We start from the raw sequence: 17,682 nt of genomic DNA, 5'->3' as shown, positions 1-17,682 counted from the left end.
TCACGCTCCCTTTGCGGCCTTGAACAGCTCCGCCCGCGGGTCGATGTCCGCGGTCGCCTCACGGTACGACTCCAGTGCGTCCAGCGCCTTGCCCTCGGTCCGCTCCGGCACGGCCACCTCGACCGTGACCAGCAGATCGCCGCGCGTGCCGTCCTTGCGGACCGCGCCCTTGCCCCGGGCCCGCAGGGTCCGGCCGTTGGGCGTGCCCGCGGGCAGCTTCAGGGTGACCGGCGGCCCACCGAGGGTGGGCACGCGGATCTCGGCACCGAGCGCGGCCTCGCTGAAGCTCACCGGCACCGTGACGGTCAGGTTGGCGTCCTTGCGGCCGAACACCGGGTGCCGGCCGACGTGCACGACCACGTAGAGGTCGCCGGCCGGTCCGCCGCGCTCGCCGGGGGCGCCCTTGCCGCGCAGCCGGATGCGCTGCCCGTCGGTGACCCCGGCGGGGATGCGCACCTGCATGGTGCGCGAGCTCTTCGCCCGCCCGCTGCCGTGGCAGACCTCGCAGGGGTTCTCCGCGATCAGGCCGCGGCCCTTGCAGTCCACGCACGGGTCGGTGAGCGAGAAGCCACCGCCGCCGCCGCGCGAGACCTGCCCGGTGCCGACGCAGGTCGGGCACACCCGGGGCGTGCCGTTCTTGTCGCCGGTACCGGAGCAGGCCTTGCAGGGTGCCTGCGAGGACATCCGCAACGGGACAGTGGCCCCGTCGACGGCCTCGGTGAAGCTGAGCGTCACCTCGGACTCGATGTCCTGGCCGCGGCGCGGCTGCACGCGAGTGCCGCCGCCCCGGTTGAACAGGCCGCCGAACACGTCGCCCAGGCCGCCGCCGAAGCCGCCGCCCTGGCCGGTCGTGGTGCCGCCGGGTCCCTGGGCGCCGCCGAAGAGGTCGCCCAGGTCGAAGTTGAACCCGCCGGTCCCGCCCGCGCCAGGACCGGGCCGCATGCCGCCGTTGCCGAACAGCGCGCGGCCCTCGTCGTACTCCTTGCGGCGCTTGGTGTCGGACAGGACGTCGTTGGCCTCGGAGATCTCCTTGAAGCGCTCCTCGGCCTTGGCGTCGCCCTTGTTGGCGTCCGGGTGGAACTCCCGGGCCAGCTTCCGGTAGGCCTTCTTGATCTCGGCGTCGGTGGCGTCCTTGGGGACGCCGAGGACCTTGTACAGGTCCTTCTCCAACAGGTCCCTACTGATACTCATCCTCGGCGTCCCTCCTCTCCGTCACAGCCGCCGCCCCGGGGTACCCGGTGCGCCCTGCTCCGTCAGCCCTGGTCCGGGCCACCGGTCTCCTCGTCGTCGTCCGCCTTCCGGTCGGCCTGGTCGGCCGGCTCACCCGACTCGGACTGCTCGTCCTTGCCGTGGCTGCCCGGCTGGGGCTCGGCGACCGCGACCCGGGCGGGCCGCAGGTTGCGCTCCCCGATGCGGTACCCAGGCTGAAGGATCTGCACGCATGTCGTCTGAGTGACATCAGGCGAGTAGCTGTGCATCAGCGCTTCGTGCACCAGCGGGTCGAAGGGCTCGCCCTCCTTGCCGAACTGCTGCAGGCCCAGCTTCGCGGCCACCGTCTCCAGCGACTCGGCGACCGACTTGAAGCCGCCGAGCAGCTCGCCGTGCTCCCGCGCCCGGCCGATGTCGTCGAGCACCGGGAGCAGTTCGGACAGCAGGTTGGCGACCGCGATCTCCTTGACGGCGACACGGTCCCGCTCCACCCGGCGGCGGTAGTTCTGGTACTCGGCCTGGAGGCGCTGGAGGTCGGCGGTGCGCTCGCCGAGGGCGGTGCGCACCTGGTCCAACTGCGCCTTGACGGCCGTCAGCTCCTGGGAGGTCGCGTCGTCCCCGCCACCGGACCCCGGGCCCGCCTTACCGGCGGCCCCGGTGCCCGAGCCGGACTTGCCCGCCTTGCCGGACTCCGGCTTGTCGGCGGCGTCGGAGGGGACGTCGGGCTCCTCGAAGCCCTTCGGCTCCTCCGTCACGCGGCACCATCCCTCTTGCCGTTCTCGTCGTCGACGATCTCGGCGTCCACGACGTCGTCGTCAGCCGGTGCGGCCTGCTCGTCGCCGGGAGCACCCGCGCCGGCACCGGCCGCGCCGCCCTCGGCCTGCGCGTTGGCGTACAGCGCCTGGCCGAGCTTCTGGCTGGTGGCCGCGACCTTCTCGGTGGCCTCGCGGATCGCCGAGGTGTTGCTGTCGTCGGACGACTCGTTCTTCAGCTTCTCCTTGAGGTCGGCGACCGCGGTCTCGACCTCGGAGCGGACGTCCTCGGGGAGCTTGTCCTTGTTGTCCGCGATGAACTTCTCGGTCTGGTAGACGAGCTGCTCACCCTGGTTGCGGGTCTCGGCGGCCTCGCGGCGCTTGTGGTCCTCGTCCGCGTACTGCTCGGCCTCCTGGCGCATCCGGTCGACCTCGTCCTTGGGCAGCGAGGAGCCGCCGGTGACGGTCATCCGCTGCTCCTTGCCGGTGCCCAGGTCCTTCGCGCCGACGTGCATGATGCCGTTGGCGTCGATGTCGAAGGTGACCTCGATCTGGGGCATCCCGCGCGGGGCCGGCGGCAGGCCGGTCAGCTCGAACATCCCGAGCTTCTTGTTGTACGCCGCGATCTCGCGCTCGCCCTGATAGACCTGGATCTGCACGGACGGCTGGTTGTCCTCGGCGGTGGTGAAGATCTCCGAACGCTTCGTCGGGATCGTCGTGTTCCGCTCGATCAGCTTGGTCATGATGCCGCCCTTGGTCTCGATACCGAGGGACAGCGGGGTGACGTCGAGCAGCAGGACGTCCTTGACCTCGCCCTTCAGGACACCGGCCTGGAGCGAGGCGCCGATGGCGACGACCTCGTCCGGGTTGACGCCCTTGTTGGCCTCCTTGCCACCGGTCAGCTCGCGCACCAGCTCGGCGACGGCGGGCATACGGGTCGAGCCGCCGACCAGGACCACGTGGTCGATCTCGGACAGCTGGATGCCGGCGTCCTTGATCACGTTGTGGAACGGGGTCTTGCAGCGCTCCAGCAGGTCGGAGGTGAGCTGCTGGAACTGCGCCCGGGTGAGCTTCTCGTCCAGGTGCAGCGGGCCCTCGGCGGACGCCGTGATGTAGGGCAGGTTGATCGAGGTCTCGGTGGACGAGGACAGCTCGATCTTGGCCTTCTCCGCGGCCTCACGCAGCCGCTGGAGCGCCATCTTGTCCTTGCCCAGGTCCACGCCGTGGCCCGAGTGGAACTGCTTGACCAGGTAGTCCACGACCCGCTGGTCCCAGTCGTCGCCACCGAGGTGGTTGTCGCCGTTGGTGGCCTTGACCTCCACCACGCCGTCGCCGATCTCCAGCAGGGACACGTCGAAGGTGCCGCCACCGAGGTCGAAGACGAGGATCGTCTGGTCGTCCTTGTCCAGGCCGTACGCCAGCGCGGCGGCGGTCGGCTCGTTGACGATGCGCAGCACGTTCAGGCCGGCGATCTCGCCGGCCTCCTTGGTGGCCTGCCGCTCGGAGTCGTTGAAGTACGCGGGGACGGTGATCACCGCGTCGGTGACCTTCTCGCCCAGGTACGACTCGGCGTCCCGCTTCAGCTTCTGCAGGATGAACGCGGAGATCTGCTGCGGGTTGAAGTCCTTGCCGTCGAGGTTGATCCGCCAGTCGGTGCCCATGTGGCGCTTGACCGAGCGGATGGTCCTGTCGACGTTGGTGACAGCCTGGCGCTTGGCCACCTCGCCGACGAGCACCTCGCCGTTCTTGGCGAAGGCGACGACGGACGGCGTGGTCCTGGCGCCCTCTGCGTTGGTGATGACGGTGGGCTCGCCGCCTTCGAGAACGCTGACGACGGAATTAGTCGTGCCCAGGTCGATGCCGACCGCACGTGCCATGGTGAATCCTCCAACAAACTGACTTGAGTGCAACTGGCTCAAGAGTGCACGACCGGGAGCCCGCTGTCAATTGACATGAGTCGAGGCGACTCAACTTAACGGCGCGTGGTCGACGCACTACAGCCACTCGCCCCTCCGAACCTCACCGCACCCCTTCACACCCCTTCTCGCCTCACCGCACCCCCGACACCGTCGCCCCCGCGCAGCCCCACACCCCGCTCCACCCCTCTTCTTGTCTCACGGACGAGCACCCTGCGTAGTTCCCCTCCCCGAGCCCGATCCGCCCACTTCCCCCGTTCGGCGGCACGCCCGGCGCATCACGACCCCCTCTCGCGACGCAGATCACCAGCAGGGCGGCTTTATGGGCCCCGAATTCCCGGGTAACCTCAGCCGAGACCGGAGTAAGTTACCGCTTAGTACGTTTCGCTCGCGCAGGCCCGAGGAGCCCCCATGCAACTCGCCGCGATCATCGTGTCGCTGGTCCTCACGGCGGTCGGCGTCGCCCTGATCGGCCTCGCCGTCGCGCAGATCTACCGGTTCATCACGCTCGGTCAGCCCGCCCCCGCGGGTACCCGTACCGGCAACCCGGTCGCGCGGACGAAGACCCTGGCCAGGGAGTTCGTCGGCCACACCCGGATGAACAAGTGGGGCGCGATCGGCGTGGCCCACTGGTTCGTGGCGGTCGGCTTCCTCACCCTGGGCCTGACCATCGTCAACGCCTACGGCCAGCTCTTCAAGGCCGACTGGATCCTGCCGGTGATCGGCACCTGGCTGCCGTACGAGGTGTACGTCGAGTTCATCACGCTGTTCACGACCCTGGGCATCCTGGTGCTCATCGCGGTCCGGCTGATGAACCTGCCCTCCCGGGCCGGCCGCAAGTCGCGGTTCGCCGGATCGACCGCCTGGCAGGCGTACTTCGTCGAGTACGTGGTGCTCGTCATCGGGCTGGCGATCCTCATGCTGCGCGGCCTGGAGGGCGCCCTGCACGGCGTCGGCCACTACGAGGCGGCGTACTGGGTGTCGTACCCCCTGGTCGCGGGCCTGCGCGGGCTGAGCACCCACACGCTCCAGAACCTCGTGTACCTGGTCGCGATGATCAAGCTGGGCGTCACCATGATCTGGGCGATCACCCTCGGCCTCAACACCTCGATGGGCGTCGCCTGGCACCGCTTCCTGGCCTTCTTCAACATCTGGTTCAAGCGCAACGCCGAGGGTCCGGTCGCCCTGGGCGCGCTCCAGCCGATGACCAGCGGCGGCGTGCCGATCGACTTCGAGGACCCGGGCGAGGACGACGTCTTCGGCGTCTCCCAGGTCGAGCAGTTCTCCTGGAAGGGCATCCTCGACTTCTCCACCTGCACCGAGTGCGGCCGCTGCCAGTCGCAGTGCCCCGCATGGAACACCGGCAAGCCGCTGTCGCCGAAGCTGCTGATCATGTCGCTGCGCGACCACGCCCACGCCAAGGCGCCCTACCTGCTCGCGGGTGGCGGCAAGTCCGCGGAGGGCGAGGAGAAGGCGACCGAGGAGCAGCTCGCCGGCGTCCCCGCCGCGGCGCTCGCCGAGGCCGAACGCCCGCTGATCGGCACCCTGGAGGAGAACGGGGTCATCGACCCCGACGTGCTGTGGTCCTGCACCACCTGCGGCGCCTGCGTCGAGCAGTGCCCGGTCGACATCGAGCACGTCGACCACATCGTCGACATGCGCCGCTACCAGGTGATGATCGAGTCGGCCTTCCCCAGCGAGGCCGGCACGATGCTGAAGAACCTGGAGAAGAAGGGCAACCCCTGGGGCCTGCCGAAGAAGCAGCGGCTGGCCTGGGTGAAGGAGGTCGACTTCGAGGTGCCCATCGTGGGCGAGGACATCGAGGACCTGACCGAGGTCGAGTACCTCTACTGGGTCGGCTGCGCCGGTTCGCTGGAGGACCGCGCCAAGAAGACCACCAAGGCGTTCGCCGAACTGCTGCACATCGCCGGGGTCGACTTCGCCATCATGGGCGGCGAGGAGAACTGCACCGGCGACTCGGCCCGCCGCCTCGGCAACGAGTTCCTGTTCCAGCAACTCGGCCAGGAGAACGTCGGGATGCTGAACATGGCGTTCGGCGAGGAGCTCGACGACGACGGCAAGGTGGTCCCCTCGAGCCGCAAGCCGCGCTCGTCGAAGAAGATCGTCGCCACCTGCCCGCACTGCTTCAACACCCTTGCCAACGAGTACCCGCAGCTCGGCGGCGAGTACGAGGTCGTGCACCACACCCAGCTGCTCCAGCACCTGGTGGACGAGGGGAAGCTGGTCCCGGTCAACCCCGTCGAGGGCCTGATCACGTACCACGACCCCTGCTACCTCGGCCGGCACAACAAGGTCTACACGCCGCCGCGCGAGATCATCGCCAAGGTGCCCGGGCTGCGGAACGAGGAGATGCACCGCCACAAGGAGCGCGGCTTCTGCTGCGGCGCCGGCGGCGCGCGCATGTGGATGGAGGAGCGGATCGGCAAGCGCATCAACAACGAGCGCGTGGACGAGGCGCTGTCCCTCAACCCGGACATCGTCTCCACCGCCTGCCCGTTCTGCCTGGTGATGCTCACCGACTCGGTCAACGGCAAGAAGAACGACGGCAAGGCGAAGGAGTCGTTGCAGGTCGTGGACGTCGCGCAGTTGCTGCTCGACTCCGTGCGGACGCCGGTGGCGGTGCCCGCCGAGGCCGCGCCGACAGGCTGATCATCCGACCGGCCGACCTTCCGACCGGGTCGGCCGGACGTCGGACCGGCTGATCGGCCGCATACCCCCCTGGCCGGCTGCGGGACCGTCCCTCAGGACACCCCGTGGCCGGCCAGCAGCTTGTCGAAGCCCGCGGCCGTCGAGACCCCGTCCTGGCCGGACACGTTGTCACCGTCGATCTTCACCACGGGCGTGCCGCTCGCCCCGCTCTTGGTGAAGGCACTCTCCGAGGCGGTGACGAAGCTCGCGTAGGTCTGGCCGCGCACCGCGGCGTCGAAGGCGGCAGAGCGCAACCCCGGGACCTTCCCCGCGAGTTCGAGCAGGAAGTCCGCGGTGAAGCCGTCACTGTTCTCGTTCGGCTGGTACTCGTACACCAGCGTGTGCAGCGTCACGAAGCCGCTGCCGTGCCCGTCCGTGCCCAGGGCCGCGCGCAGCGCGTTCACCGCCCGCTTCGAGCCGCCCCCGCCGAGGCTCTGGTCGAGGAACGACGCGAAGGTGTACTGCACCCGGATCGTGCCGGCCTTCTCCAGCTCCTGGATCCGGGCGGCGTTCGCCTGCTCGAACCGCTCGCAGTACGGGCAGCGCGGGTCCTCGACGACGGTGAGGGTGTGCGGCGCGGCGGGGTCGCCCACGGTGACGGTCGTGCCGTCCGCTTCGAGCCGGGCCGGGATGGTGCCCTGGCCGGCGGCCGGACTGCTCGTCGCGGTCTCCGGCGGCGGCGGGGTGGCGGTCGCGGTGCTCGTACGGGACTCCGGCAGGCGCGAGCCGTCGGCCGGGCCGGAGCCGCTGTCGCAGCCGGCGAGCGCCAAGGCGAGCGTGAGGACGGCCGCGACCGCCGGCAGGGCGGCCGCCCGCCGCCGGGATATCACCCGATCGGCCCTGGACCGGGCGTCCTTGTTCGTCCGGTTCGTCCCGGTGTTCCCACCTGTCGTACCGCTCATGGTCGGCTTCCCCCCGCGCATGTCGTGGCCGTCACGCGTCACCGCCCGGCAGGCTACCGGGCGTGTCACAGGTTGGCAGCAATGGCGGCCTGTGGACAGCGGGCCGTCCCGGCACCACTGGGTAGCGGGTACGTTCGAAGGCGTGGCTGGTTTCAAGGGACGACGGGGCGAGGGCCGACAGCGGGGCGGGGCGCAGCCGGCGCAGTACCGGCCGCCCGGTCCCTCCGGTGCGCCGCAGCAGGGCCAGGGATACCCGCGGGGGTACGGCAACGGGCACCCCGGGAGCGGCTACCCCGACGGCGCGCCGCGCGGCGGCGCACCCCGCGGCGGCGAACCCGAGTACTTCGACCGCGGCCCCGCCCCCTCCTACGACGACTCCCCCGGCAGCACCCGCGCGTTCACCCTGGGCGCGGACGCGCGCTACTCCGACCCGTACGCGGACCAGGGAGGCGACGGCGGGGCGTACGACCGCGGTTCGTACGACCGGCAGGGCTACGAGGGGGCCGGCTCCGGTTACGGCGGGCAGGGTTACGGCGGCGGGCCCTACGGAGGCGAGCGCTACGACGAGCGGGGCTACGGCGACGACCACGTGGCCACCTACCGCGCGGGCCAGGCGAGCGCGACGCCCGCCGCTCCCCGGCTGCACTGGAAGCAACTGCTGAGCGGGATCGTGCTGCGGCCGGGCCGGACGTTCTGGCAGATGCGCGACCACTCGGTGTGGGGCCCGGCTCTGACCGTGACCTTCCTCTACGGGCTGCTCGCCGTCTTCGGCTTCGACGCCGCCCGCAGTGACGTGCTCAACTCCACGCTGACGGCAAGCATCCCGTGGGTGCTGACCACCGGGGTCGTGGTCGTGCTGTGCGGGCTCACCCTCGGCGCGGTCACCCACACGCTCGCCCGCCAGCTCGGCGGGGACGGCGCCTGGGCTCCCACGATCGGCCTGGCGATGCTGGTGAGTTCGCTCACGGACACGCCCCGGCTGTTCTTCGCGCTCTTCCTGGGCGGCGGCAACGGCTTCGTGCAGTTGCTCGGGTGGGCGACGTGGATCGCCTGCGGCGCGCTCCTCACGTCGATGGTGGCCAAGTCGCACGACCTGCCGTGGCACAAGGCGCTCGGGGCGTCGTCGATCCAGCTGGTCGCGCTGCTGATGCTGTTCAAGCTGCCGCTGATCTGATCGGGTTTCTCCGGCGGGGCGGTCCACCCGCGTGGGCCGCCGACTTCCCGGATCGGGCAGGAACGTACAAGAACGCGGGGTGGGGCGGGCGCGAGAGTGGCGGTATGAGCAACGCGAACCGCACCTCCCCCGAACCGCTGCCGCAGCCCGAATCGGGCCCGCCGGCGCCCGTCCGCTTCGACACGAAGATCGCCGTCCTGCTGCGGGACGACCTGGAGACGTGGCAGCGGCTGAACGTGACCGCCTTCCTCGTCAGCGGGCTCGGCTCGCAACTGCCCGAGGTGGTCGGGGAGCCCTACGAGGACGCCGACGGCACGCCCTACCTGCCGATGTTCCGGCAGCCGGTCCTGGTCTTCGAGGGCGACAAGCAGATGCTGGTCACCGCCCACGCGCGGGCGCTGTCCCGCGCGTTGCCGCGGGCGATCTTCACCGCGGACCTCTTCGCCACGGGCAACGACCACGACAACCGGGCGGCGGTCCGGGCGGTGCCGCGGGACGGGCTCGACCTGGTGGGGCTGGCCGTGTACGGGCCGAGGAACGCGGTGGACAAGGTGTTGAAGGGTGCGCGGATGCACCGGTAGTGGGTGCCTGGGCGCACGGGTTCCCGTACCCGGGTCTTCCGTCGCGGCGGGTCGTGCGTTTGCGCGGGCCCTGCGTCGGGGCGGGTACTGCGTCCGGGGGCGGCCGCTCAGACCTGCGTGCGGTGGAAGTTGAGGAACGAGCGGGAGGGCGTGGGCCCGCGCTGGCCCTGGTAGCGGGAGCCGTACCGGGCGGACCCGTACGGGAACTCCGCGGGGGACGACAGCCGGAACAGGCAGAGTTGCCCGATCTTCATCCCGGGCCACAACTTGATCGGCAGCGTCGCCACGTTGGACAGCTCCAGCGTGACGTGGCCGGAGAAGCCGGGGTCGATGAAGCCGGCCGTCGAATGCGTGAGGAGGCCCAGCCGTCCGAGGCTCGACTTGCCCTCCAGCCGGGACGCGACGTCGTCCGGGAGCGTGATCACCTCGTACGTCGAGGCGAGCACGAACTCCCCCGGGTGCAGGATGAACGCGTCGTCGCCCTCCGGCTCCACCAGCCGCGTCAGGTCCGGCTGCTCCACCGCCGGATCGATGTGCGGGTACCGGTGGTTCTCGAACACCCGGAAGAACCGGTCCAGCCGCACATCGATACTCGAGGGCTGCACCATCGACGCGTCGAACGGCTCGACCCGCACGCGCGCGTTGTCGATCTCGGTTCGGATGTCCTTGTCAGAGAGAAGCACCCCCCGAGACTAACCGAACCGGATCTCCCGCCCCGCCGCACCATCCCGCAGCTCAGCGCCCCGTCGCCGCGGCGCCCTCCGCGCCGTCCCGGCCCGTTACTTCCCGACGCCGCCGCGCACCTCGTCCACGGGCACCGCATGCCGCAGCCGAGCGCACTTCGGACACCTCAACAGCCGCCCGGGGCCCAACCGCTCGGCTCCGAGATGCTGCATCGGAAACGACGTCGTGCTGAACACATGTCCCTCCGCACACCGAACAACCGTGCGCTCCATGTAGCCCCTTCCCCAACTCCGCGTGGCCGACAAACCCACACATTAGGGGATCCCCCGGCGCCACCCACGCCACCACACCGACCCCAACGTACCCCTCCCCCCACCCCCGATTCCCGCCCCACCCGCCCCTCACCATGCGGTACAGTAGCCCCGGAGCGCCTTCCCCAAGGCCACCCATCTGCGGATGTAGTTTAATGGTAGAACATGAGCTTCCCAAGCTCAGAGCGCGGGTTCGATTCCCGTCATCCGCTCCATATGAAAGCCCCAGCTCAGCGAGTTGGGGCTTTGTCGTTGTCCAGACCAATTAGCGAGTCGCGCACCACTTGCGCACCACATGCGGCGGCCAATTGGGACTATCGGGCGGCGCCGAACGTTGGGTCGGATATCAGTGCGGCGAAATTCTCGAATAATGAGACGCATTATGAGTGACCTGCGCCACAGGGTGAAGTTGCGTTCCGTCACGCGTGATTGAAGGCTGCATAGCGGCGCGGACGCGAGCCCACGTACAACGCCGCTGCTCAGTAACCGGATTGCGACGCGCGCAGCGCATCGCCTGGCCGACAGGTTCCGCCACGGAGTGTCGCGGTGGGCAGGGTTCGGGGGCCGACACGGGATCGCGTCGGCCCCCGGACGGGCAGTCAGGCCGGTGTCAGGCCAGCCGCACCACTTCCGCACCAGATGCGTCGTCGGCCGCCGCATTGAGGCGCTCGGCGCGGACGCGGTCGTCGAGACCGGCCGCGACCTCCTTCTGCCGCTCCAGCGTGGAGTGCTGGTAGATCAGGGCAGCGCGTTCCGAGGACTGGCCGGCGCGGACCATGGCGTCCTTCAGCGTGCCGCCCGACTGGGTGACGAGGGTGTTTCCGGTGTGGCGGAGGTCGTAGAAGCGGAAGTTTCCGGGCAGGCCGACTTTCGCTCGGGCCTTCCGCCATTTACGGCCGAAGGTGGATCGGCGGAAAGGCGCCCCGCGCTCTCCGACGAAAATCAGTCCGTCGTCTTCCTTTGCGGCGAACCAGTCGAGATGCCGTCGGAGGTCCACCGTCAGGAATGCGGGCAGCACGACCACCCGCTTTCCCGCCCGGGATTTCGGGTCGCCAGTGACGCGGCGACCGGTGGTCAGTTCCGGTGAGGCTCGGGCGATCCGGAGCAGCGCGGGCTCGCGCGCTGCGTCGCGTCGCCGCCTCGCCTCCTCCGGTTCGTCCGGCAGCGTCACGTCGGGGCGCCGCAACTCCGCCTGCTCTTCAGGGCGGAGGCTGCCGTAGGCGGCGAGGTAGACCATCAGCCGCCAGCGCGGACCCATGACGTCGGCCAGGGCGTCGACCTGCTCGACGGTGGCGATCGGACGCTCCTCGGCCTCTTCCTTCCCCGCGCCCTTGATCCGGCACGGGTTGCGGCGGATCAGCTCGTCGTCGGCCGCCGTCTCCAGAACGGCCTTCAGCAGGCGGTAGCTCTTGGCGACGGTCGTGGCCCCGGTCGCCTCCAGCCGGTCGGCCCGCCAGGCACGGACTCGGCCGGGGGTGATCTCGTCCAGCTCGTACGGGCCGAACACCGGCAGCAGGTGGAGGCGGAGGAGACGCCGGTAGAGCTCGTCGGTGGTCGCGGCGAGCCCGCGTTCGGCGACCCAGCGCAGCGCGTACTCCTCGAAGTTGACCGCTCCGGCGTCCGGGTCCGTCCAGTCGCCGCGCGTGAGGTCGGCCTCGATCTGGCTCAGCCAGACCTCGGCGTCCGTCTTCGTGGCGAAAGTCTCCGGGGAGGGGCGGCGCAGCCCCGTGGGATCGACGTAGCTGGCAGTCCACCGGCCGGAGCGGTACTGCCGGATCGAGCCGAATCGGCGCTTGCCTCCCTTGGCGTTCGCCATCAGGCCGCCCTCCGGTAGGACGCCCGTCCTCGGCGACGGGCGGTGACGGGCGGGACGGTGTTGGCGAGGACGTAGGCGTCCAGGACGCTCTCGGCGAGGCGGACGTGGCGGCCGACTTTGACGAAGGCGATGCGGCGCTCGGATATGAGGCGGCGCACGAAGCGCTCGCCGGCTCCGAGGCGTTCGGCGGCCTCGGCGACGTTCAGCAGCCGCCCGGGCGCGGGGGCGGCGTTCGCATTGGCGAGGCGAGGGCCGGGATGGGGTCGGGTGACGGTGTGCGGGCATGCCGCGGCGGAGCACATGGCGGTCCTTGTCTGCCGGCGCGGGGTGGCAGCCCCGGGTGATGCCGGCGGGTGGCGCGGGGATGGGCGGGTTTCGGGTCGGGGGCTTTCGGAGGGACGTCATGTTGTACCTCTGGAAACGCGTTTTGGGAAACGGCATTTTCGGGTGTACAACGCGCCCCGCTCAATTCCTCGGCCGCGATGCCGCCCGGACGGTAGCACCGAATCCCGGACGCGCCCTGAATGCACTCAAACCAGACAACGCGGACCGCATGGCGGCAGGTTGACCTGTCCGGACCTGCTGTTTGGCCGATCCGTGATCCATGGCTAGCGTGCCCGCCCATACGCCGCAAGGATTTTCCGTCTAAGTTTCACGGATAACTAGAGCTATGTATGGACTATTCAGCCGCGGTGTGGTTTTACTGTCCGTCCCACCGTCCGAGAACGAGAAAGGCCCCCGGCGCTGAGAACGCCGGAGGCCGAAGTAGAAACCCCGTCCGCCCATCCCTGAACGGTCCGCCAGCACGCCGGGGCTGCCACCCCGCATGGCCCGCTGACAAGGAGCTCTGTGCACCACCCTACGACCCCGCGCCCCCGCCGCGCACTCCGCTTCGGCCGCCCGGCCCCGAAGGCGGGGTGCTGAGGCATGGCACGCATCCGCACGATCAAGCCCGAGGCGTTCGCGTCCGAGTCCCTGGCCGCCGTGTCCCTGTCGGCCGAGCGGACCTTCTTCGGCCTGCTCACCCAGGCCGACGACCACGGCCGCTTCCGCGACCAACCCGCCGTCATCGCCGGCCTGCTGTGGTCACTGCGCCCCGACCACGGCCCGATCGGCGTCGAGGACGACCTCACCCAACTCGCCGCCGCCGACCTCGTGTGCCGCTACGAGGGCCAGGACGGCAAGCGGTACCTGCACGTCGTCTCCTGGCACCGGCACCAGAAGATCAACCGCCCCAGCGGCAACCGGGCACCCGCCTGCCCGCACCATGACGACCCCACGGACCGTGAGCCGTCACCGCGCACGCACCGCGCCCTCCCTGAGGATTCAGGGAGCCCTCACGGACAGCTCCCCGAGGGCTACCCGCATCCGGGCGAGCCCTCACCGATTCACGAACCAGCAGGTCAAAGCCCTCTCGCCGAGCCCTCGGTGACGCCTCACGGAGGACTCAGTGAGGCTGCGGTGATCCCTCACGGTCCGGATCTAGGACCTAGGATCCTGGATCTAGGATCAGTACCTGCGGAACGCGCGAGTGCGCCGCCGCCCCCGCCCGACCTTCCCGCCACGGCCTCGGACCTCGTCGGCGAGTACATCGCCGCCTGCGCCCACCGCCCGCCGAAGGCGTTCCTCGCGCAACTGTGCCGTGCCGTCGAACGGCTGCTCGCCGAGGGCATCGCCCCCGCCCACGTCCGCCCCGCCCTGGAGCGGCTGCGGGTCAAGGGGTTGAGCACCAGCGTGCTGCCCAGCCTCGTCAACGAGGCCATGAACGCCATCTCGGTCCAGCCGAACACCCGCCCGCGGCATCGGGCCTGGACCAACCCGGCCGACGTGGAGTCCGCGTACGGCGGTGAGCTGTGACCACCGCCACCCGCGAACCCCGCACCGCAGCAGGCGCGATCACCCGCCTCGCCGCCATCCTCACCGCCCGCGGCATCAACCCGGCCACAGAACCCTCGGCAGCCCCCGAACCGGTCACCGCCCTGGAGTCGGCCGACGCCCGCATCCCGCCGCGCTACCGCCACGCCCTCGCCGACCACCCGCGCACCACCGCCTGGGTCACCGAGATCGCCCGCACCGGCACAACCGGGCCCGGTGGAGCGCCTGGCATCGCCAGCGGCCCGTCCCTGCTGATCGCCGGCCCCACCGGCACCGGCAAGACCCATCAGGCGTACGGCGCCATACGGTCCCTCCTCGCCGCAGGCGTACGGCTCCGCTGGGAAGCGACCACCGCCTCCGACCTTTACGCCGCCCAACGCCCCCAGCACGGCGCCAACCCCGAACAGCAGCTGGGGCGCCTCACCCGCAGCCCGCTCCTCCTGCTGGACGACCTCGGCGCGACCAAGCAGTCCGCGTGGACCGAGGAACTGACCTACCGCCTGGTCAACCACCGCTACAACCACATGCTGCCGACCCTGGTCACCACCAACCTGCCCGTCGCCGAACTCCGCGACGCCGTCGGCGACCGCGTCGCCTCCCGGCTGGCCGAGATGACCGAACGCGTCATCCTCACCGGCCACGACCGCAGAAGGCGCACCGCCGCTTCGTAAACGGCCCCGGGCCGCCCCGCGGACCCGCCGTCACGCTCCCGCCTCGCTCCTCCGCCGACGCCTGCCCACGCGCAGAAGCAGAACCCACACCGGAGCTCCCGCATGCCACCGAACACCCGCACCACAGCCCACCAGGCAACCACCTGGGACCGCGCCGCCGTCACCTTGCTCGGCGCCGCCGGCTGCACCCTCTCCTACGACGCCCTCCAGCAAATCGCCCTCGCCGTCCACGTACGCCCCGCGCTGACCTACCTCTTCCCCCTGGTCATCGACGGCTTCATCGCCTACGGGGTGCGCGCCCTCCTCGTCCTGCGCAACGCCCCCTTCCGCGCCCGCCTCTACATCTGGACCCTGTTCGCCACCGCCACCACAGCCAGCGTCTGGGCCAACGCCCTCCACGCCATCCGCCTCAACCAACAGGCTCCGACCGCAGGACTACACCTCGGCGACACCACCGTCGGCATCCTGTCCACCATCGCCCCACTCGCGCTCGCCGGAGCCGTCCACCTCCACATCCTCATCACCCGCGCCGACGCCACCCCGCCCACGACCGACACCGTCACGCAGCCCGAAACCACCGAGCGCCAGCACGAGACTCCGGTCGGCCCCGAGCAGGAGATCCAGCACACCCGTCCCGAACTCCCCCCGGCACGCCACGAAACATCCCGCCCGGTCCGCCGCATCGGCAGGCCGCCCAGCGCGGAACTCGACCAGCTCCTCGTCCTCGCCCGCCCCGCCTTCCACCTGCACGAAACCCCCACCCGCGCCGTGGTCCGCGAGGCCATCCGCGCCGCCGGCCACACCATCAGCGAGGACCGCCTCACCCAGCTCATCGCCGCGCTCCGCCGCGAACGCGACGGCCACTGACCGGAAGTCTCCCCAGCTCAACCCGCGGACCAGCCCCGCCTGGTCCGCCCAACCGGTCAACACCCGAAGCGGCGGTCCCCCGCCCAAGAGCCTCCGGACCACAGCCCATCGGCCCTCTCTACACGGCCTGCCGGAAGCTCATCCTGCTCAGTTACTGAACACGCGGGCCGTTCAGCAACTGAACAGAGCTTGTTCTTTATCTTCCGGCCGCGTCGTAGGGCGGGGTCGGAAGATTCCAGACGGCGTCTGACCGGTGGACGATCTTTCGAAGTTCGCGGGCGCTTCGTGGTGATAGGGCCTGCATCACGGTGTCGAGGAGGGCTCGGGCTTCGAGAGGGTTGCCACAGCAGTACCAGTGCACGTTGCCCCACTCGTAGTCGTGCCACAGGGTGCGCTCGGGCTGGTGGACGTAGTCCTTCCACAGACTCACAGCCGCGCTGACGTCGCCTGGCTGCAGATAGTTGCGGGTGTGCTCAAGGCGGATGATCTCGGAGACCGCACGCGAAGACAGGCCGTCGATGACCGGCCTTGTACCGGTGGTCTGGTGGCTGCCGGGGGCGCCGGCACGGATGTGTCCTGGCCGTCTACGCGGCATGGACCTTTCGGTTCGTCGTCATGCGGTACATGGTGCCACGGTCTCGAATGGCGTCTCGAACGGATTCGCTCACCTGAGGATTCGCCGGACGTGGGGACGACCTTCGTCTGATCATGTGCTCCGACCAAGGTGCAACGTGACCGAGACGAAGGCCGTGAGAGTGAGTCTGCTGCCTGACTCTGTCCGGAGGGAGGCGTTCGCGGAAGCGTCACGCTTCCGGGGCGAGTTCTACGAGTGTCTGACCGCCCGGCGCGACGAGTTGTTCGAGTTGGCTGACGCGGTGCTGTGTGCGGACGGTGCGGTGAAGTCCCCGGTGGACTTGACTCTGCTGCCCGAGCACCGGCGTGGGCACGGAGCGATGTATGGCGGCTTGAACCACGGCCGGCTCGACACCAACCGGCTGCGGACGGTGCTGGCCGGCCTGCCGCTGCCGCGCTTCGACGGCGGCCGCATGGTCCTGGCGGTCGATGTGTCGCCGTGGCTCCGCTCGGACGCGCCATGCTCGGCGGACCGCCTGTTCTGTCACGTTTACGGCCGTGCGAAGACCGCCTCGCAGTTCATTCCGGGCTGGCCCTACTCCTTCGTGGCCGTGCTGGAGCCGGGCGCCACGTCGTGGACCGCGATCCTGGATGCGGTCCGGCTCGGTCCGGCCGATGACGCGACCGCTGTCACCGCAGCCCAGCTCCGAGGGGTCATTGAACGACTCATCGCCGCCGGCCAGTGGCAGGCCGGGAACCCGGACATCGTGATCGTCAGCGATGCCGGCTACGACGTCACCCGCCTGGCCTGGGTCTTGCGCGACCTGCCCGTCGAGCTGGTCGGCCGAGTCCGCTCCGACCGCGTCATGCGCCTGCCGAAGCCGACCCGCCAACCGGGGACGAACGGCCGGCCGCCCAAGCACGGCCCGGAATTCCGGTTCACCAAGCCGGAGACCTGGCCCGAGCCCGCGATCACCACGGTCGCCGACACCACCAACTACGGCAAGGCCGAGACCCAGGCATGGGACCGGGTCCACCCCCGGCTGACCCACCGCTCCTCATGGCTCGACCACGACGGCGAACTACCTCTGGTCGAGGGCACGTTGATGCGGCTGAAGGTCGAGCACCTGTCGAAGGAACGGGACGCTCCACCACTGTGGTTATGGTCCTCCAAGACCGGTGCCACCCCCGACGATGTGAACCGCTTCTGGCAGGCATTCCTCCGCCGCTTCGACCTGGAGCACACCTTCCGCTTCGCGAAGCAGACCCTCGGATGGACCACCCCGAAACTCCGCACCCCCGAGGCCGCGGACCGCTGGACCTGGATCCTGATCGTCGCTCACACCCAGCTCCGGCTCGCCCGGCCCCTCGCCGCGGACCTCCGCCGGCCCTGGGAGAAACCCGCCGCCTCCGGCCGGCTCACCCCGGCCCGGGTCCGCCGGGGGTTCAGGAACATCCGCGCTCATCTCGCCTGCCCGGCCCGTGTTCCCAAACCCCGAGGGGCCGGTCCTGGACGGCCACCCGGCGCCAAGAACAAGCACCGGGCACCCCGCTACGACGTCGGCAAAACCGTCAAACGCCCCGACACCCTCAAAGCCATCGGCAAGCCCGGAAGATCTTGGTAGATAAAGAACAAGCAGAG

The 17,682-nt window shown here is 70.1% G+C and carries 14 protein-coding genes and 1 tRNA gene; 8 read left to right on the top strand and 7 right to left on the bottom strand.

All coding sequences use genetic code 11. The features are described 5' to 3' along the window. The 3 genes from dnaJ to dnaK form a co-directional block, all read right to left on the bottom strand. On the bottom strand, positions 1-1,191 hold the full coding sequence (gene dnaJ, locus C4U44_RS38465; RefSeq protein ID WP_103890772.1) for a molecular chaperone DnaJ: 1,191 nt from the start codon (positions 1,189-1,191) through the stop codon (positions 1-3). A gap of 62 nt (positions 1,192-1,253) precedes the next feature. Beyond that, the gene (grpE, locus tag C4U44_RS38460; RefSeq protein ID WP_103890771.1) at positions 1,254-1,964 is read right to left on the bottom strand and encodes a nucleotide exchange factor GrpE; all 711 of its coding nucleotides are present in this window, start codon (positions 1,962-1,964) and stop codon (positions 1,254-1,256) included. Further along, positions 1,961-3,838 (bottom strand): molecular chaperone DnaK, encoded by a 1,878-nt coding sequence (gene dnaK, locus C4U44_RS38455; protein WP_103890770.1) that lies wholly within the window; start codon positions 3,836-3,838, stop codon positions 1,961-1,963. The genes grpE and dnaK overlap by 4 nt, the downstream gene beginning before the upstream one ends. A gap of 450 nt (positions 3,839-4,288) precedes the next feature. Between dnaK and C4U44_RS38450 the strand changes: the two genes are divergently transcribed. After that, the gene (locus C4U44_RS38450; RefSeq protein WP_103890769.1) at positions 4,289-6,547 is read left to right on the top strand and encodes a (Fe-S)-binding protein; all 2,259 of its coding nucleotides are present in this window, start codon (positions 4,289-4,291) and stop codon (positions 6,545-6,547) included. Positions 6,548-6,639: 92 nt separating this feature from the next. Here the strand turns inward: C4U44_RS38450 and C4U44_RS38445 are convergent, their stop codons facing one another. Then, positions 6,640-7,488 (bottom strand): DsbA family protein, encoded by an 849-nt coding sequence (locus C4U44_RS38445; RefSeq protein WP_160145199.1) that lies wholly within the window; start codon positions 7,486-7,488, stop codon positions 6,640-6,642. Positions 7,489-7,630: 142 nt separating this feature from the next. Here C4U44_RS38445 and C4U44_RS38440 point away from each other — a divergent pair, with 142 nt between their 5' ends. Together C4U44_RS38440 and C4U44_RS38435 are read left to right on the top strand one after the other, a co-directional pair. Then, positions 7,631-8,662 carry a Yip1 family protein gene (locus C4U44_RS38440; protein WP_235032659.1) on the top strand — a complete coding sequence of 344 codons (1,032 nt, stop codon included), beginning with the start codon at positions 7,631-7,633 and terminating at the stop codon, positions 8,660-8,662. A 104-nt stretch (positions 8,663-8,766) separates the two neighbouring features. Continuing rightward, positions 8,767-9,243 carry a DUF2000 domain-containing protein gene (locus C4U44_RS38435; protein WP_103890767.1) on the top strand — a complete coding sequence of 159 codons (477 nt, stop codon included), beginning with the start codon at positions 8,767-8,769 and terminating at the stop codon, positions 9,241-9,243. 107 nt (positions 9,244-9,350) lie between these two features. Here C4U44_RS38435 and dcd read toward each other — a convergent pair whose 3' ends face one another. After that, entirely contained in the window at positions 9,351-9,926 is a 576-nt protein-coding gene (dcd, locus tag C4U44_RS38430) for a dCTP deaminase (protein ID WP_103890766.1), read from the bottom strand. A 453-nt stretch (positions 9,927-10,379) separates the two neighbouring features. Between dcd and C4U44_RS38425 the strand changes: the two genes are divergently transcribed. Next, positions 10,380-10,453 (top strand) — tRNA-Gly (locus tag C4U44_RS38425). Positions 10,454-10,848: 395 nt separating this feature from the next. Here the strand turns inward: C4U44_RS38425 and C4U44_RS38420 are convergent. Continuing rightward, positions 10,849-12,054 carry a tyrosine-type recombinase/integrase gene (locus C4U44_RS38420; protein ID WP_103890765.1) on the bottom strand — a complete coding sequence of 402 codons (1,206 nt, stop codon included), beginning with the start codon at positions 12,052-12,054 and terminating at the stop codon, positions 10,849-10,851. Next, positions 12,054-12,263 carry an excisionase family DNA-binding protein gene (locus C4U44_RS38415; RefSeq protein WP_235032668.1) on the bottom strand — a complete coding sequence of 70 codons (210 nt, stop codon included), beginning with the start codon at positions 12,261-12,263 and terminating at the stop codon, positions 12,054-12,056. Before C4U44_RS38415 ends, C4U44_RS38420 begins: the two co-directional genes overlap by 1 nt. Positions 12,264-12,981: 718 nt before the next feature. Here C4U44_RS38415 and C4U44_RS38410 point away from each other — a divergent pair. The 4 genes from C4U44_RS38410 (at position 12,982) to C4U44_RS38390 (ending at position 17,665) form a co-directional block, all read left to right on the top strand. Beyond that, on the top strand, positions 12,982-13,911 hold the full coding sequence (locus tag C4U44_RS38410) for a hypothetical protein (protein WP_103890763.1): 930 nt from the start codon (positions 12,982-12,984) through the stop codon (positions 13,909-13,911). Then, positions 13,908-14,600, top strand: coding sequence for an ATP-binding protein (locus tag C4U44_RS38405; RefSeq protein WP_103890762.1), 693 nt, complete (start codon positions 13,908-13,910; stop codon positions 14,598-14,600). Before C4U44_RS38410 ends, C4U44_RS38405 begins: the two co-directional genes overlap by 4 nt. Positions 14,601-14,702: 102 nt before the next feature. Beyond that, positions 14,703-15,467, top strand: a complete 765-nt coding sequence (locus C4U44_RS38400; RefSeq protein WP_103890761.1) for a DUF2637 domain-containing protein — start codon at positions 14,703-14,705, stop codon at positions 15,465-15,467. Between the two features lie 755 nt (positions 15,468-16,222). Then, positions 16,223-17,665 (top strand): NF041680 family putative transposase, encoded by a 1,443-nt coding sequence (locus C4U44_RS38390; protein ID WP_103884115.1) that lies wholly within the window; start codon positions 16,223-16,225, stop codon positions 17,663-17,665. The last annotated feature ends 17 nt before the right edge of the window (positions 17,666-17,682 follow it).

The organism is Actinacidiphila yanglinensis (assembly GCF_900107965.1).
GTDB lineage: Bacteria > Actinomycetota > Actinomycetes > Streptomycetales > Streptomycetaceae > Actinacidiphila > Actinacidiphila yanglinensis.
Note: the sequence above shows the minus strand (reverse complement) of the source record. Positions and strands in the feature narration are given on the sequence as shown.

Bases quoted from the DNA above. Each gene is read 5' to 3' on its own strand.
- dnaJ (WP_103890772.1), bottom strand. From the start codon at position 1,191: ATGAGTATCAGTAGGGACCTGTTGGAGAAGGACCTGTACAAGGTCCTC.
- dnaK (WP_103890770.1), bottom strand. From the start codon at position 3,838: ATGGCACGTGCGGTCGGCATCGACCTGGGCACGACTAATTCCGTCGTC.
- C4U44_RS38450 (WP_103890769.1), top strand. From the start codon at position 4,289: ATGCAACTCGCCGCGATCATCGTGTCGCTGGTCCTCACGGCGGTCGGC.
- C4U44_RS38445 (WP_160145199.1), bottom strand. From the start codon at position 7,488: ATGAGCGGTACGACAGGTGGGAACACCGGGACGAACCGGACGAACAAG.
- C4U44_RS38435 (WP_103890767.1), top strand. From the start codon at position 8,767: ATGAGCAACGCGAACCGCACCTCCCCCGAACCGCTGCCGCAGCCCGAA.
- C4U44_RS38420 (WP_103890765.1), bottom strand. From the start codon at position 12,054: ATGGCGAACGCCAAGGGAGGCAAGCGCCGATTCGGCTCGATCCGGCAG.
- C4U44_RS38410 (WP_103890763.1), top strand. From the start codon at position 12,982: ATGGCACGCATCCGCACGATCAAGCCCGAGGCGTTCGCGTCCGAGTCC.
- C4U44_RS38400 (WP_103890761.1), top strand. From the start codon at position 14,703: ATGCCACCGAACACCCGCACCACAGCCCACCAGGCAACCACCTGGGAC.